Source organism: Stenotrophomonas sp. SY1, from assembly GCF_021202945.1.
Classification (GTDB): Bacteria; Pseudomonadota; Gammaproteobacteria; order Xanthomonadales; family Xanthomonadaceae; genus Stenotrophomonas.
Genome location: NZ_JAJOYR010000002.1, coordinates 360,112 through 376,675 on the forward strand (window position 1 = coordinate 360,112; position 16,564 = coordinate 376,675).

Annotated in this window: 13 protein-coding genes and 3 pseudogenes; 6 read left to right on the top strand and 10 right to left on the bottom strand. The window is 55.1% G+C overall.

All coding sequences use genetic code 11. From position 1 onward, the window contains the following. Positions 1-185: 185 nt before the first annotated feature. Entirely contained in the window at positions 186-539 is a 354-nt protein-coding gene (locus tag LR961_RS13095) for an integrase core domain-containing protein (protein ID WP_232149999.1), read from the top strand. A 67-nt stretch (positions 540-606) separates the two neighbouring features. Here the strand turns inward: LR961_RS13095 and LR961_RS13100 are convergent, their stop codons facing one another. The 8 genes and pseudogenes from LR961_RS13100 to LR961_RS13130 form a co-directional block, all read right to left on the bottom strand. Next, positions 607-1,056, bottom strand: a complete 450-nt coding sequence (locus tag LR961_RS13100) for a hypothetical protein (RefSeq protein WP_232150001.1) — start codon at positions 1,054-1,056, stop codon at positions 607-609. Continuing rightward, a complete protein-coding gene (locus LR961_RS13105; RefSeq protein ID WP_332311040.1) occupies positions 1,056-3,884 on the bottom strand; it encodes a hemagglutinin repeat-containing protein in 2,829 nt (942 codons plus the stop codon). Before LR961_RS13105 ends, LR961_RS13100 begins: the two co-directional genes overlap by 1 nt. A 126-nt stretch (positions 3,885-4,010) precedes the next feature. Beyond that, positions 4,011-4,184: pseudogene (locus tag LR961_RS19275) on the bottom strand (hemagglutinin repeat-containing protein); the annotation flags it as partial. Between the two features lie 2,255 nt (positions 4,185-6,439). Further along, positions 6,440-6,592: pseudogene (locus LR961_RS13110) on the bottom strand (transposase); the annotation flags it as partial. 206 nt (positions 6,593-6,798) lie between these two features. Next, positions 6,799-7,314, bottom strand: coding sequence for a PH domain-containing protein (locus LR961_RS13115; protein ID WP_232150010.1), 516 nt, complete (start codon positions 7,312-7,314; stop codon positions 6,799-6,801). 3 nt (positions 7,315-7,317) lie between these two features. Next, a complete protein-coding gene (locus LR961_RS13120; RefSeq protein ID WP_232150012.1) occupies positions 7,318-8,337 on the bottom strand; it encodes a hypothetical protein in 1,020 nt (339 codons plus the stop codon). Beyond that, positions 8,327-9,364, bottom strand: a complete 1,038-nt coding sequence (locus LR961_RS13125) for a hypothetical protein (protein ID WP_232150014.1) — start codon at positions 9,362-9,364, stop codon at positions 8,327-8,329. The genes LR961_RS13120 and LR961_RS13125 overlap by 11 nt, the downstream gene beginning before the upstream one ends. A 429-nt stretch (positions 9,365-9,793) precedes the next feature. Continuing rightward, positions 9,794-10,894 (bottom strand): annotated as a pseudogene (locus LR961_RS13130) (IS5 family transposase). A gap of 715 nt (positions 10,895-11,609) precedes the next feature. On the opposite strand from LR961_RS13130, the gene LR961_RS13135 reads away from it, so the two are divergent. Next, complete coding sequence (locus LR961_RS13135; protein ID WP_232150015.1) at positions 11,610-11,963, top strand: hypothetical protein; 354 nt, start codon at positions 11,610-11,612, stop codon at positions 11,961-11,963. 224 nt (positions 11,964-12,187) lie between these two features. Here the strand turns inward: LR961_RS13135 and LR961_RS13140 are convergent, their stop codons facing one another. After that, positions 12,188-12,427: a helix-turn-helix transcriptional regulator gene (locus tag LR961_RS13140; RefSeq protein WP_232150017.1), complete on the bottom strand. Its 240-nt coding sequence runs from the start codon at positions 12,425-12,427 to the stop codon at positions 12,188-12,190. A 193-nt stretch (positions 12,428-12,620) separates the two neighbouring features. Next, the gene (locus LR961_RS13145; RefSeq protein WP_332311041.1) at positions 12,621-13,205 is read right to left on the bottom strand and encodes a cyclin-dependent kinase inhibitor 3 family protein; all 585 of its coding nucleotides are present in this window, start codon (positions 13,203-13,205) and stop codon (positions 12,621-12,623) included. A 655-nt stretch (positions 13,206-13,860) separates the two neighbouring features. On the opposite strand from LR961_RS13145, the gene LR961_RS13150 reads away from it, so the two are divergent. The 4 genes from LR961_RS13150 (at position 13,861) to LR961_RS13165 (ending at position 16,557) form a co-directional block, all read left to right on the top strand. Further along, on the top strand, positions 13,861-14,235 hold the full coding sequence (locus tag LR961_RS13150; protein ID WP_232150019.1) for a hypothetical protein: 375 nt from the start codon (positions 13,861-13,863) through the stop codon (positions 14,233-14,235). An 84-nt stretch (positions 14,236-14,319) separates the two neighbouring features. Next, positions 14,320-15,129, top strand: a complete 810-nt coding sequence (locus LR961_RS13155; protein ID WP_232150021.1) for a metallophosphoesterase — start codon at positions 14,320-14,322, stop codon at positions 15,127-15,129. Positions 15,130-15,264: 135 nt separating this feature from the next. Further along, a complete protein-coding gene (locus LR961_RS13160; protein ID WP_232150030.1) occupies positions 15,265-15,846 on the top strand; it encodes an HAD family hydrolase in 582 nt (193 codons plus the stop codon). Between the two features lie 222 nt (positions 15,847-16,068). Beyond that, positions 16,069-16,557: an HAD domain-containing protein gene (locus tag LR961_RS13165; RefSeq protein ID WP_232150032.1), complete on the top strand. Its 489-nt coding sequence runs from the start codon at positions 16,069-16,071 to the stop codon at positions 16,555-16,557. Positions 16,558-16,564 lie beyond the last annotated feature (7 nt).

Below are 16,564 nucleotides of genomic sequence, written 5' to 3' on the forward strand. Positions count from 1 at the left end.
ATTTGCAAAACGAGGGGCTGAACGTAAAAACAGGGGCAGAGTCGAGTTTCTTGGAAACCTGACTCTGACCCCTGTTTTCACCAGCCAACAAGCCGATAGCGCTCCGGGTGTCTGCCCTGGGTCGCATCACGTCTTGTTTCTTCGCTTGGGCGAAGCCTGATTAGCCCCTTCAACAGGAGTTAGTCATGGTGTCGCCTGCGCCCGGATTGACTCTTCATCACGATCAAGGCAGCCAGTACCGGAGTCTGCAATACCGCGCGAAAGCGGCGAAAGCGGCGAAAGCGGCGAAAGCTAAAATAGCACTGAGCATGAGCCGGCCAGGCACGCCCTACGACAACGCAATGATTGAGAGTTTCTACGCCAATCTGAAGCTCGAAATCAATGATGGCCGTCCGTTTCCCCGTCGAGAAGCAGCAAGGACGGCTATCTTTGAGTACATCGAGCTTTTCTATAGCCGAAACCGGCTCCATTCAGCCCTCGGCTACACCACACCTTTACAGATCGAAAAACAACATCAACAGACCAGAGGTGTCCCCTGACCACCTTGTCCATGAAATCCGGGGCAGTTCACTCGACCTCTGTCTCTCTCCTGTTTCTCTGAGAACGCTATCCCAAATCCCACTGAGATTTCATGCAACTCAACCCATCCACAATGTCGCCAGAATCATGCACCTCCTTGAATACTCTCTCAGCAACTGATATGTCGGTACATATCGTACGCACATCCCACTCATCACCACCAAACCTAACTTGCTTCATTACGTCTGAATCATTTTCCTGCCGCCATTCCAACACCGCCATCTTTGGATCATCAGACCTCGTAAGAACTACTACCCTATAACGACCATCAATCGCCTTCATGGAAACTTCTTTTACAAATGACCCCACCGGAGCCAAGACCTTCAGATAAACAAAACCATCCTTCTCAAAAACATCCCGAATTGCCGTAAGAACGCACGACCAATCCGGCTGTGACACGAACCGCGCAGGTGGATCCATAGTTCTATCGAGACTGCGCATCTCCAGAACGACGGCATCACGCTTAGATCCTGACATCATTCCCTCCACCCTATCCCTCGAACCCACAAAAGCACCTCACCCTTTACCGTATCAACGACCTGCAGCCGTTGTAAACCCGAACGCTCAGCTGCAGCAGTCAACACACTACTACAGTACGAGCATACTTCTTCCCCCCGCACAACAATTGTCATGGACTGCCCCTTGGTTAGCCCTGCATCAAAAGCTTGCTGAATTAGCGCAATCTCCGCATGAGCATTAGCCATATTGGAATTAGGCTTTCCTGGCGGAACCAAATCAGCAACAAGGGTTGGTTTGTTCGCATCGGCCAGCACAGCTGGCCGAGCTGTTTGATTAGTATCAAGTAACGTTCGCCCGCCTAAGGAACTTTCGGCAGTAACTGCCACCGGCTCCCTAGCACCAGGAAGCACTGTACCAATCCTTGGATCCCTCGCCTCAGCCGCAAGCAATTGCTGGCGAAGCTCATTCATGGAATTACGCTCTGCAGCGGCTGCTGCCGCTGCAGCAGCCTCCCTCTCTGCCGCTGCAGCGGCAGCCTTCAAAGCTGCCACTTCTTTCTCCGCCGCAGTCGCGGCCCGCAATGCATCATCCGCCTTGGATGCCGCACCAGCTACTCCAGCAGCACCAACCGCCGTGCTAAGCGCATGCCCTCCCGTGTATTCACTCATTAAACCCTCAGCAGCGTCGATCAGTACTTGCTGGCAGGTTGCAGGTGCTAGTCGACACGCAGAAAAAGCCGTCACTGCCAAAGCCGCCGATATCCCAACTACGGGACCAATTGCCTGCGTTTTGGCTGCTGCCCATTGCGACGCAGAAGCATCTGCAAAGTATTTGTTTGCAGCAGCCAGTTCCCCGTGCCAGTCATATTTATCGCCCGCAGTTCCAGCCAGGGCGTTAAACACCGCCAAAAATGCAGCCTTATCCCTCCCCAACTCTTCCGCGAAAATACTTGAGTCTTCGCGCTGCCTACTACTGAAGGCCTCCAGCCCCCCGTAGACCTCGCTATTCCTATTCAAGAATTTAAGAGCTTCAACATTGTCCTGATCGTTGCCCAACTGAGAAAGCTTGTCTTGCACCCCCTTATCCACATAAGCGGAAGCTTCTACAAGCAGTATCCTAAGTGCCTCTTCCCGGCTGATTCCTTGCTCCGAAGCAAACTCACCGGCATGCTCACGAATCCATGCCACCTCGCCTGGGTGAAGCATGCGGTTGTTCGTATCCTCATTGAATGCACTTGCAGCGCCCGCTCCACCACCGATGGAGCCAATTCCAGCTGCCAGTCCTGCACCAACCAATTCCTTGACTCCATCTGGCAGGCCCGCAGTAAGTTCGTTCAACTGTTTCGCTGCCGCAGCGGCCGCGCCCGCTCCCAGTGCGCCCTCCATACCGCCCCCGAGCAGCCCCATGACCGCATGCGCAGCAACCCGATATGCACCACCCTCTTCCCATTTGGCGGCCTCCTCATCGTTCCCTTGTGCCCATAGATCCCAAGCCTTTTTGTCAGCGTAGTCCCCAACCGCCTTACTGGCCTGCTGACCGAACATCGCGGTGATCTGCGCCTGCGCTTCCACATGCTGCTGCAGCTTCTGTCCGTCCCAGGCCTTGGCTAGACCGTTGGCGTCATCACCGGTGAGCACCTCGCGGTTCAATCCGGCCAACGCTTCTTCCGCGGTCTTTCCGGTCAGTGCCTGTTGCCCGGCCTGATCGGTGATAGCCACCACGCCACCACTGATACCACTGGTGGTGGTAGAGCTGTCCTTGCCCTTCTCGCTGCCATAGCCTGCAGCTGCACCTTGCGCTCCGGTATTGAAGTTCTGCCAGGACCAATTGGTGCCATTGTTGGTCGTGCTTGGTGAGCCTTCATTTCCACCGCTACTTCCTTCGCCCCCCACGCTGTAACCGCCCGACAGGCTGACGCTCTTGGCGTCGTACTGACTGTGATTTTCGATATCCGAAGTACTCAGCGTCCCGGTCTGCAGCCGATTGACACCCGCATCCACGGCTCCCAGGGTGCTGGCGATCACCGCCCCCTTCAGGTCGGTATTGCCGGCCACCGTGATATCAAAACCGCCGGCGCCGGCCTGGATGCCGCTCTGTTCGGTGACGCTGGCGTAGTCGCCCTTGACCTTGCTGCTGCTGTAGCTGGCGCTGCCACTGAAGCCGGCACCTACGGTGACACTACCGCCCATGCTCTTGTTCTTGCTGTCATAGGTACTGGTGTCCTGCAGGCTTTCGATACTCAGATCTCCGCCTACATTGGCTACCACTCTCTCAGCAGACAACTGAGCGCCCTTGAGGGTGGTGTCACCGCCACTGATAACCGTTGCCGTGTTGCCTGCACTGACGTGCGTATTGCGGTGCGTGACATCTTCACCGTCGGCCTTGCCTCGCGAGCTGCTTGCGCTGGCGGTAACGCCGAAGGCGGCACCATCACTGCCATAGCTGGCTGCCACACCGATCGCGCCACTGCTGCTCTTGCTGGTGCTGTGCTGCTCGGCCGTATTCCGGGCAGCTTCCAGCGTCACGTTGTTATCGGCCGCCAACAGCACGTTGTTGCCTGCGGTAATGTCACTACCACGCACCAGAATGTTGCTGTCCTCGCCGCCCCCGGTGGCAATCAGGGTGACGTCGCCACCTGCCTGAAGACTGGAGCCTTTGGCTTGGCTGCTGCTCTGGATGGTCTTGCTTTCGCTCTTGCTGCCACCAATGGTCGCCGAAATGCTGACGTTGGCTCCCTTTGCCATATCTGCAGGGTTGCCGCTGGCCAGGCCATCGGCCAATTGCCCCATCGCACCTGCCGAGTTGTAGGCGTTGAGTGCCGCCGTGCCAGCCGCCAACGCCTGCATCCGCCCATCACCGCCGGATTGCTTGGCCGCCTTGTTCAAGTCGTCGGCCGTCTGCAACAAACTCAGTGCCGGTGCGCTTACCGCCACTGTCAGATCGGCCTGCTTGAACCGCGTTTGCTGCTCAGCGGTGCTTGTGTCCTGCACTTCGGTGATCGAAATGGACTTGGCCTTAGCGGTGATATCGCCCTGCAGGGCAATGACGTCGCTACCTTCAATCTTCAGTGCATTGCCCGCAACAAGCGTCACGTCTCCCGTCAAGCTGCCGACCGTACTGCCCGTGTGGGTAACGCCCGTGATGTCGGCTTCGGTAACCGTAAGGTTTGTCCGCGAGCGGACAGAGGATTCTGATGCCCTGTTGCTATGCCCGCTTCAACACATGGGCGCCCGAGCATGCAGCGTTAAAACCCTGATCCCAGCCCCCTAGGATGTGTGACGAGCGTATCAAGAATTGGACGAATTCGGAGAACTGCGGCCGGCACGCTGGATCGTTAGATTAGTGGGCCGGTGGACCGAGGCATTGCCCCTTCATCGGCCCGCCTATCCCATTATGGGTAGGAAGCGGACATCAGCACCGCCGAGGCGAGATCACCGATCCTCACGCTCTTTATCGGCCAAAACCAGTCATTCGCAGCGCAAGCGATGTCCAGACCGCGTTAGGGTATGTGCCAAACTCGGCACCGGGGCCGTCTCAACGTAGAAAGCACAAGCCGCAGCATGAAGTAAACTGCTGTGGGCAACCCTAAAATGATAGGAATCCTTACCCCGGCATCAAGTTGCTCCCAACGCGTTTGGGTTAAGCGGTGCTCGTTCAGCGACAACCATCGCGCATCCCCTGAGATGAGAATTGCTGAGCCGTCGGTTCTACCACGGAAGCTGCCTGCTGCTTGAAGCGTACTTGTAGCACCGGTGTTAATGCTTCGATCTCCTATCTGGACATCCTTAACTGCTCCGAACAATGAGAGATACTTCACCTCTCCGTAAGTGATGAAGCTATTTAGTGATGATTTCGGCCAGCCGTCGGTAGCTATCCAGCCATTGAGACCAGTCACGGTCATGGAACTTGTGTCGTTCAGATCATCCAATAGCGGAGTACGTGCCGGAGAAACAGAAAAAACAACGTTGATCACGGGACCAATGGCTTCGGCTCTCCCGGCGCCCTCTTCGTCAAGAACCCCCAGGCTCCGACAAAGGCCATTCTGTGACGTAACGGGCCTCTCTTGAGAAATGCTGAGTTCAATTGGTCTAAGTTCTCCATCGCCATCGCGACGGATCCGCAGCGTACGAGAGCGAACGGCCAACTTATCCCCCTCATGCTTGAAGGGTAAAAGATCAATTCTGTAATGAACTTGCTTCATCCCCTCTTCCGCCAACAGCTTTCCATCCATGACGAATCGTTGAACTTCGAGCTTGGCAGCATCGTCTCGGGAGGGAATTATCCAAAACTGATTGATGGCCGAGTCTTCAGAGACTTCGACTCCTCGAAGCTGGTCCGGATTCACAACGGAAAAATGGCTCAAAGCATCATCGACCTTGATTTCCACGCTGTTTGCCTTGAACTCCCCTATCGCCTTGGAGCTCAATTCCTTTGTAATTTCATCAGGCGTCATGCAGTTCTCGAGAAGCCTCAGGCTTACCAGGGCTCGCGCCTTTGAATCATTGCGCCAAAATAGGGATAAGCCCTTTCCCATCCCGGTCCATTCAACTGTATTGCCTTCCTCTGGCTGGATCTTCTCCATTGCACCGAAGTACTCCTTCTCATCTTTTGGCGCTGGCTTCTTAGCAGCTCCCGTGCAGACATCCGGAACACCTCGTTCGCTATCACCAGCGACATGGGATTCCTTCACCCCCATGGAATAGCAGTCGTCTTGCACGTTACTTGCGTAGTAGCCGTTGATCGGTGGTTCTAGTCTGGCGCTGAACGATGAGTCCGGCGTATTGATGACAAAACTTAAAGCAAAGAAGAGACAGCACGCGAGAGCTAGGTACGACACAAAGGGCCAAATTATCCAAATCGCACGCTCAATAATCTTATGGTGTTCGCCGAGTGAACGGATGACGTCAAAGTTGACTATTGCGACATAAGAGAACAGCGCTAACAGCAATCCCCCAAGAATGTTGCAGACCACAGAAACCACGAGGTCTTGTGCGCTAAGCCCGTTGCTGGCGTCTACCACGGTCCATGCAATCGCAACGGAGAGGCATGCATTAAACAGAAATGCTCTCTTGGTCTTAGCGATGGACATAGCCGTCGCACAGAACAATCCCGAGATAAGGTATGGAGGCCAAACAGCAGCCTCAGCATATCCAGCCAAAGTAGGAAATCGATCGATGCCGTCCGAGCTAAGGCTGGTGACCAGCGAGGAACTATCTCCACCAACCAGAAATACGACTGCCAGCTGCAAATACGGACCGGACACAAACACGGCCGCCAGGCCTAGCGCAGCAAGTAGCGTCGCCAATATCTGGAGGAACAGACGAAGGCGTTTTCGCCGCGAACCCAAGTAGCCAATGAGACGCTGAAATGCGCGTTCCGTCCCTTCGATATCAGACATATCTACGCCCAGCCCCCCCCCGTACTTCTTCTTCCAGTTGTAGAACGTCGCTTCGGAAATTCCCATCTTCCGGCACGTCTCGCCGACCGATGTACCGCCTTCGACCTGACGCAGGGCAAACGCAATCTGCTCTTCGGTGAACTTCGACTTCTTCATGGCAAAACCACCTCGTTGCTTGGGGTTAGTTTCGCCGAATTTCTCTACTTTTGGATGGCTCAAAGAGCTGGGAGGTGGTCACTAGGCGTGCAAATAGAAGGGCGGAGACCATATAACCGCCAATGCCCCGGGTTTCGGGGCATTGGCATATTAAACAGGACCTTCATTCGAGCGCGGCGGACCTGATCGGATAAGACCCCACCCGACTACCCTGGCCGGCCTAGCGATCTAAGCGTCGACAGGAATTCATCCGTCGATTCAGGCGTAACCACCAGATCGTACGATCCACGGAGCGGGATATAGATTCGACGCTGCTTACTCGATATCGCCGCGAACACCGACTTTTCGCCATTTGTGGAGAACCACCCTAAGCTGAGGCCTGGCCAACCAAGTCCGTTCGTCCTCCAGCGGAGCTTGAATGAACTATCGCTCGGTAACTCTTTGACATCCTCAATAAGCAAGTCCGTCAGCGGGACCTTCACCTTATAGAAACCGGCACCAACAACCAGATGATCACCGAGAACGGTAACGCGAGCCGAGGCCAAGAGGAAAGCAACAATGAAAACGACCAGTGCCGAAACAGCGGCGGCCGCAGGCAAAGGCACATTCGGTTTGAATAATAAAAGTGCACCTACGATGGCGGCCACAAGGACAGCCAGCGTGAGGAGTGATCGGCCGTTTAAGCCACCTATGGAAAAATTCTTATTGGTGTTAACTGGCATAAATCACACCCCAACAACTCTATAGGAGTACGTGGACAGTGCTTCAATGAGGCGATCAGCGCCGTCATTGTTGAGCCTAATTATATTTTGCTGACGCATGGCCCCTATGATAGCCCCACACTCAGCGGTAATAAGGCTCCTGGTGCCCTCGTTAAAAATTTCAGGATCACCGGTAAGTGCCGCAATGCGAGCAACTCGTTCATAGCTGCTAGACAATGTCGGGTCTGCCTCAAGAAGCTTGGCGAAATTGGTATTGGAAAATGATCTTTGGGCCCCAGCCACAGGACCGCCGATAACCCAGACTGCGACATACACGGCGACAAAGCCAACCGCGACCGCAGTGACCAATGCCAGGGCTATTGCTACAACCGAGATCGCCATTGGCGCTGCGTCAGGCAACTCAGAGTTGATCAATGTGTACGTGAGCGCCAGGTCATCCTCTGACACCGCGCCACCAGATGCCTCGATAAACTGCAGAAGGGCTTCCCGATCTGCGGATGACAGACTTGATCCCCCTCGGCCAATTAGTGCCGAAACCTCCGCGGCATTCTTACTTAAAGATTTAGAAATTTCATCCTGAAGGCGAGTGGAATTGAATGAAAGCGCGCCGGATGCAGTGAGGAACTTAAATAAGCGAGAGTAGTCTCTATTATTTATCGCAGCTTGGGCGCTCGGATTCGAGATCACCGCAAGTAGTCGGACGTTTTCATCTTGCAGAACGGGGTCAGATGAATCTATACCATGCTTGTTTAAATATGCAGCAGGTGAGGTGGAAAACTCTGCGGCTTCCGAGGCAGAATTCAACACGCCGGTCACGAGTTCAGTAAGACCGCGAATCTTGCCCCAATATTGTTCTGGAATACCCGTATTTGATAGCGGAATTCTGAGGCCTCCCGTAACGTTAGCACTCTCCACCACGCTCCCCGGTTTTCCGAAAAGCCGCGAGCCTCCGGATGCCAATGCAGTGCTTGCGGCCAGGGGAGCTGCAACTAAAGCCGATTGAATCAGGGTCCTACGCTTCACGGGCCATCTCCTTGGTCTTTGAAATCTCGATACCTTTCGTTGCATTCTCGAGCGCGTAACGTGTCATTACCGATGCCACATGAACTTCGTAATTTTCTAGCAATCTCTCTCGGATCTCAGGTGTTTTGTGGAGGATGGCGCATGCTTGACAACCGTGAACGACATCCTCCACATATTTCCCAGCATCGTCACCCATCACAGTCTCGATTATTCGATAAGGGCCTTCGACCCGCAGCCAGTACTTCATAAAGTCATCTGCTTGGGATAGGTAGAGCTCCGCAATATTGGTACCATTGCTTTTCCCTAGTCGCATCTCAGGGATGTGCTCCAGCGTCAGACCGCAGCAAGCGGAAATATTCCCATGTGGCGTTATGACCACGTTGTCGAAAACCTGTGAGCACCCTTTCCGGAGGAGATCTAGGTCTGGGGACTGTTGACGCCGCTGAGCATCGGTGTGAAACGGCATCCAGAAGTTGTTGAAGATCTTGAAGTTCTCGCGCTTCAGTAAAGCCTCGATTCTGGGGTCCCTGCGCAATGAGTGCAGACAGTCGCTCTCCTCAGTATCGGTCTCAATAGAGACGGCTGTTGTGATTCCCTTTTCAACAGCAGCGATGCATGCATTGATGATGCTCTCTTCTGGGACGAATTGCTGATGATCTCGTCCTGTGCTGATGTTTAGTTCGGTAAGACCGGATTCCGAAAGCGCGCGCGCAGTTCTCAAAGCTCCATCCATTCGCTTTGCCCAAAATCCGTTTGAGACAACGCGGACCTTGAGTCCAAGCGAACTCGCGTGTGAGATGCTCTTCAATAGCTCGTCTTTCAAAAGAAGCGCTTCACCGCCCGTGAAAACTACGATACTGATCGACGGGAATGATTCTTTGATTTCAGACAGGCGGGAACAAATAAAAGCGCTGTCTAGCGCACCCTTAACCCGTGGACTGGATTCAAAACAACATTGCTGGCAGGCAGCCGTGCACTGGTATGTACAGAGGACAGTTACAGTGCTGGGCCTGATAGTCTCTTTCATGAGAATAATGCTCCAAAAGTCAGTTCGTCCATTGAAACAACTCTTTCCGGCACACACCATCCGGCTGGAATGCGCCAAACCCCCATCCTGATAGCGCACTGCTTACTAAGCCGTATAGCACAGGCAAGGAGAGGGGCGCAAGTAATCACACAATGCGTGGCGCACAGTTCGGCGTCCGTAAAAAAGTCATGACGGATTGCGGGGTAGTGCCTTTTTTTAACTAGCTCCGACAGTGTAGGCAGACGGCAAGTACTGCGGTTAATCGGGCCTTTTGGCCAACCTTTGCTCTAACAGGCTGCTGAAATACTGCCCGTTCTGAGCGCGACCCGTCGCAGCTTTGATGACATGAGAGGGCCTGCATTCAAATCGGTTCGGCGCCCCTCGGTGTATGAATATTTTGCAGCTTTTTTTCCGCTTTCAGCGGCCATTTCATGCCGTTTTCCCGCACTGCAGGCGCAACTGTCCCAACGTTCGCATCCGTACCAGGTTTGTAGCCGGTCATCGCCAGCACGAACACCTGATCCACCTTCGCCAGTCCACGCGCCATCACCTGCCGGATCGGGCCAATGGATTTGGCCCAGCCAAAGCCCTGTTCGATCAGCTTGCTCTTGCGCTGGGAGATTGCATAACCATCGCTGGAAACAATGTCATCAGGTACGGCTGAGCGCCGGTTGGTTGTGTTCTGCGCCACATGCGGGATCACTTTCATTCCTTGCAGCGCCTCCACGAATTCGGCCGCGTCATATCCCTTGTCTGCACCCAGCGTGACCTGTGCATCGTCCGCCGCTGCCTGCACCGCATCGGCGATCATCGCCTTGGCCGCTTCGCGTTCGGCAAAGCCATCAGCACGTGTCACCTGCGCGTTGGCGATCAACCCGTGTCGGTTGTCGCTGAGCGTGCGGCCCATGTAACGCAACTCGCTGGCCGTGTTGCCCTTGCGATACAGCCGGGCATCCGGATCGCTCGTGGAAGCGTGTGTGTCGTTGCTGCGGGACTGGCCACGGAAGTCGCTACCATCGCCCTCTTCATCGTCATCCTTGCGCACGAAGCTCTTGTGGCTCGCCCAGGCCTGGATCAGCGTCCCGTCGACGCTGAAGTGCTCGCCCGACAGCCAGCCTTCCTGATCGGCCTGCGCCAGAACTTCATTGAACAAGGCCACCACGGCGCCGTGTTCGATCAGCCGGTCGCGGTTCTTGCTGAACACCGTTGACACCCATACCGCATCGTCCATCGCCAGTCCGATGAACCAGCGGAACAACAGGTTGTACTGGGTCTGCTCCATCAACTGCCGCTCGGAACGGACGCTGTAGAACACCTGCAGCAACATTGCCCGCAGCAGTTCCTCAGGCGCGATGCTGGACCGACCTCCTTTGCGTTCTCGGCATACATCCGCGCCAACAGTCCCTCCAGCCGCACCAGCGCCTGGTTCACCCGCTCGCGGATCGGTCGTAGCGGATGCGAAGCCGGAACAAAATCATCCAGCTTGCGGACAGTGAACAGGCTTTCTTGCAGTACGTCAGAACCACGCATCGAAGGTATCGGACCAAGTAAGACGGGAAGGCAGCAAGTCTATGCGGACGGGAGGTATTTCAGCGTCCTGTTAGGTGCCCGGTCTCCGACACACTCATGCCCCGTACTTTGCTGCGTGGCAAGTATTGCGGTCGACTGGAAACCGTAGCGGCGAGACAAGTCCACTCCATGCTTGCTTTAGCCTCCCGGCCTCGCCGCAATAGCTGCGGCGCCCGACAATATCTGAAAATCAGATAGACACTCACCGAGCTGATTGGTATCCTTCGGCTAGGATGAGCGATTCGAGGGCTACGTGGCCTATGTCGTCAACCAACCGACTCTCAATACGCTTTGGCCTGAATTGGACAGTTTTGTTCGTTCGACTGGGCCTTTCCTTGCCTGTGCTTGGTGCGCCTTAGAGAGATCTAGAACCGTAAGCGCACCCGTAGCCCCCCAGGGGCTGGCTATTCAAGCCCTTGAAACGCTTTCTAACCTGAACATCTTGCAGCTAGTCCCGCTCAACCAAAAAGGGGCAGCACGATCACTATATGAACCTTTCGCTTGGACATATCAGCCCCCTTGGCGCGACCTTTCCGGAACTCTGGACCAGGCGCTAACAACTATGTTAGCGAGTTGGGCTGCCGATTGCCCCGCCAAGTCTAGACTGCGACTCTGGACATCCCTGGGCGATAGCGAAGTTACCGCATACCTGGGGAATCTCTTGCGCAAGCACCGCATGAACGAATCGCTTGCCCGTCAACTTCCTTCGACTGAAGTCGATGAGTGGGCCCAGCTAAGCTTAGGGCGGAAACGATACGTGATGTGGTCCGGGATGCGCGCCGCTGCCTCTGAATTTTTGCGCAGTGGAATGTGTGAAACGAGCGCCGGCCACGTTTTGGATCGTGAAATCAGAACCAAAACCAAATGGCTAATCCAGCGTGAGCAAGCGGGCTCGATCATTGCAACTGATTTTTGCTTCATCCCAGATGCGCAATGGCGTAAACCTTTGATCGTGGAAGTCGCTCTGGCCACGTTCTTGCCGGTCGGTCAGGCCTACTGGCTTGAGCCAGCATATCGCTGGAAGTTCTGATTCAGCACGGCATCGCGGGAATGGCGTGCTCCGCGGGTGCGATTGGTAAAGCTTGCAAAAGCAGGACTTGGCACTGGGCGGCTACCATGAAGCCAGCGAAGCTGAAGCTTCGAAATGCAGCCGAGTCCGATGTCGACTTAGATCCCCGAGAATGAAGTTTCGTCAGCCTCCCCAGTGGCGGAAGGACTTGGTTCACAGATCACACCCAGTTCGGCAGGCCACAACTACAGTCTGCGCTCGAAAACGGTAATCAATTTGGTCAAGGAAAGACCACAGATATTCGCAATGTCCCTAAGTTCGACAATGTCCAGCCGGCGCTTTCCTAGCTCTACATCGCTGATGAAAGATTGACTTCGACCTAGCTTCTCTGAGACCTGCGCCTGTGTCAGGCCAGCGGCAATTCTGGCATCACGAACGACCTCGATCAGGACTGTGTATTCCTTGCGATGTATCGACTTTGCCACGGACGCGTCTTCTTTGAGCGGCCTCCGAAGCTATATCCAGCTTTCCGATATCTAAAAAACAGATATACGTTCTGCCTGGCGAACTCGGCTAACGGCGAGTCAAACTCGACTAATCCCCGCCTTGTCCCTGCGGCCGGGCAGCACGCGTCAGGACCAGCGTCGCTCACCAGGACGGTACCTTCAACTGGTGTGATCACTTCCTGTGGTCCTGGTTGGAGGTCATCCACCCACGAACAAAGACCTCCTGCACCAGCGTCTCGATCGCCCCTGGGCGCACTTGACGAACCATCCCTATCGCTTCGTCACCATCCTGCGCGGTTCCAGTGTCTAGAAGAAGTATTGAGGCGACGGTTCCTGCGCGACCTAGCCCGCCCTTGCAATGGACGACGACCTTCTGCCCTGCAACTAGCTCCCGCGACATTAAAGGTCCAAGCGTTTCCCACCGGTCAAGTAAGCGAGCATCGGGGGCGGCACCATCTACGATCGGTAAGCCGTGCCAAACCAGTCCGTGGGCTGCGGCACGCTCTGGCAGCGATTGGACTCGGAGCTCCTCAAACTCCCACGGTTCGATCAGCGTGATGAGGTAGTCTGCGCCCCATGCACGAATCGCAGCAAGGTCTGTGTCGATATCCCTGGCCCAGCTGCCGGTTAGCGCAACTTCCTGAACTTTTCCCGGTGCGAACGTTATTCCGATAGCACCGCCCTGTGTGCCCACGGCTAACTCCGCAATGCGGATCGGGTGCGACAGACTTGTCCTGACCATATGCGTTTCCTGCATCCAGGGGAGAGGTAATTCTAGTTCGAACGCGGTCTCCAATCTCGAAGATGTTCTCTGAGCAAAAAACTATGGCCGTGTTTCTGCGAAGGATCTCAGCATAGAGTGCATGCGGCCTACTTCGCTGAAGTCAGGATCCGCGATGTCGCTTGCGTACCAGTAGGCTCACACCCACACATACAGGTGAGCGTACCAGTAGGGTCACGATGTAGACACGAGGTATTTTTGGGAGCAATGTCAGCACCCGACACAACTTGCTGAAGTCACCATTGAGGTGCTTGTGACAACACTGATGAGCGTACACACGACGTTTGCAACGCCGGTTACTTTGCAAATTTCCGCTGCATCCTCTCGCTGATAATCAGCGTAAGCAGCCTTGATGAGATGTCACTGCCCGCATCGGATTGTTGCGTTTCGAGTCAGACGCATCTCCCTCTCCTGTCGTTCTCCGCAGGGAGGTCCGGATACGCCGAAGGAATCTCGTGGTGGCTAGTTGGTCGACGCTCTCAGTGATTGCCTTCCCGACTCCTTCTGCGAAGAGCGCATCTTCTTGGCCACCCTGATGTCGACGAATTGCTATCAACGCTGTCCTTGATCTGATGAACGATCTCATTCGCCCGAAAATCCTAGCCCTGGATCTGGAAGGAACTCTGATCTGGTGAGTCAGATCGCTCGACCGGGGCTGCCGCCCTTTCATGAGGACCTGTATGTACAGTTTGATCAACTGGTGACGTTTGCGACAGTTCCAGAATCCCTGCTGCGACGTATCGCCGAGCTTCTGGTCCGAGAAGGGGGCGCGCCACTTTGGTTCGCCGAGATTGACTACACCAAGTGGTCAGGAAAGACGAAGGATCTGCGTTTCGTTTCCCCAAGGTTAGGAGATGCACTACTGATGGATGATCACCGTGCCTACGTTCATCCCGGCCAGGGGCAGTGGTGGATTGAGATGCCCCTCTTTGGCTCCCCCTATGACGAAAGCGACGGAGAGCTGGCAGTTGCCGGGCAGAGGATTCGCAAGAAGCTGCTTATCTAGCGATCAACCCAATAGCAACATACAGGTTCGTCCGTCATCGCTCTCACCCCCAACTGTTCCGATTCATCTAAAGGGAATCAGGCCATGCGCCTTCTTGTCCTATCAGACCTTCATCGCGAGATGTGGCATAGAGGCGGGAAAAACCTCGCAACGCACCACGACCCTGTCGTGGAAGTGTCTCAGCCGGACGTCGTGGTCCTGGCTGGCGACATCGATGAGGGTGATCGCGCTGTGGCATGGGCCGACCAGACGTTTCCTGACGTCCCCGTCATGTATGTCAGTGGCAACCATGAGGGCTACGGGCACTGCCTGGACAGCGTGCAAAGAAAGATCGCTACTGCCTGTACGGCAACGAGGAAGATGCACTACCTCAATCGGACCCAAGTCATTCTTGAAGATGTTCGATTTCTGGGCGTGACGCTATGGACTGATTTCAGGCTGCTCGGGGACGAGCAATACCCGATGGCCCTTTACAGCGCTGCGGCGGAGCTCAATGACTATCGTCGCATCCGAATTGAAGCAGATAGCTTCCGGCGGCTTCACCCCCTATACACCCAGCGCTTCCATCACCAGGATCGCAACTGGCTGGGGGCGCGTCTAGCTGAGCCGTTTGCCGGCAAGACGGTAGTCATCTCGCACATGGCCCCATCCGCTCAATCGATCCCAGATAGATATCGTGGGGACCTTCTGTCAGCAGCGTTCGCTTCGAGCTTGGAATCCCTGGTGACGCAACCAGACCTCTGGATTCACGGTCATGTTCATGACTCTGTCGATTACCGGATAGGACGCGGACGGGTTGTCTGCAATCCCCGAGGCTATCCAGTGCGACAAGAGGGACAAGACTTCAGACCAGAGAATCCGAGTTTCGATCCGAACTTGATCATTGAGGTTTAGCTTCAAATTGTTCGCTGCCATCCACCCCACCCGTAGGGCGAATGACGGCTCTCCCAAGGTGCTCATATCCACTTGTCGTGCGGAATGAGATTAGACCACCGCCAAACACCTGCATCAGAACCGACAAGAACGCTCATGGCACTCACAGGTAGGAAGCTTCTGGTACTTGACCTTGATGAAACGCTCGTCTATTCGACTGAACGATCCTTGGATCGTCCTGCGGATCTGAGTGTCGTTGGGTATCACGTCTACAAACGCCCCCATCTCGACGCATTTTTGGACTTCGCCTTCTCAAGGTTCAATGTCGGTGTTTGGACGTCATCTGGGCGGCTCTACGCTGAGCCATTGGTTGCACAGCTGATGCCGAACCGCTCCGTGGAGTTCGTCTGGTCATCTAGCAGGTGCAGCCTGGTGAGAGATTGGGAAGAAGGCGGCTACTCAACCCAGAAGCGGTTCGCGAAGCTGAAGAAACGTGGGTTCAAGCTGGAGCAGATCATCGGAATTGATGACACGGCCAGCAAGTACGCTCGGAACTACGGCAACTTGGTTCTGGTTCGGGAGTTCACCGGCGATTTGTCAGACGATGAGTTGCTACATCTAATCCCGTATTTGGACATGCTCGAAGCGGAACCAAACATTCGCGCAGTGGAGAAGCGTGGATGGCGCGATCGATTACACCACCAACGTGATGAGCCGTTAAGTTCGTTCAAGGCGTGACAGCGGTGAAGTGTCATTCACATAGACCCGGGTACCCCTTCGTTGAAGAGAGCTCGTGCCTCAATCCACAACAGACGGCAAATCACCCGAGGCTTGCTGTGTTCGGACGTGCCGGACCAACAAGAGATGGATGGCGGTCGCTCGTCGTAGGTCCGGACTCGTCGTTGGAAGATGGGACGCAGACCGGACGGCCCGCTACAGGGGTGAGACTTGATTCTATTCTTGGACTTTGACGGCACTCTCCATCCCAACTGGACGCTTCACCAGCGGGGCGACCGGCAGGTCGCAGTCCCCTACTCGGGCCCGTGGTTTGTCGAAGCCCCCATCCTTGCTTCAATCATCGAACCCTACTCCGGCCGTATCGACATCGTGATCGCCAGTTGGTGGGCGTACACACGCCCGATCTCGGAAATCGCAAAACTCCTCCCTCAAGGCATAGCAAGCCGCATCATTGGCTCCATCTGGCTGCCCGAGCAACTTCCCCGGTATCGCGATGAATCAATGTCACGCTACCGCAGCATCCAACTCTGGCTGGATCATCATAGCGTCGTCTTAACAGATGACTGGATTGCACTGGACGACGATGATCGCGGATGGCCATCGGAGCTATGTCACCATCTTGTTCATGCGCAGGGGACGCTTTCTAGCGCTGAAGTCCAAGCCACATTGATCAGATGTTTGTCAGAAAGGCTGGGCTCGCCAGATCACTAGATGTGGT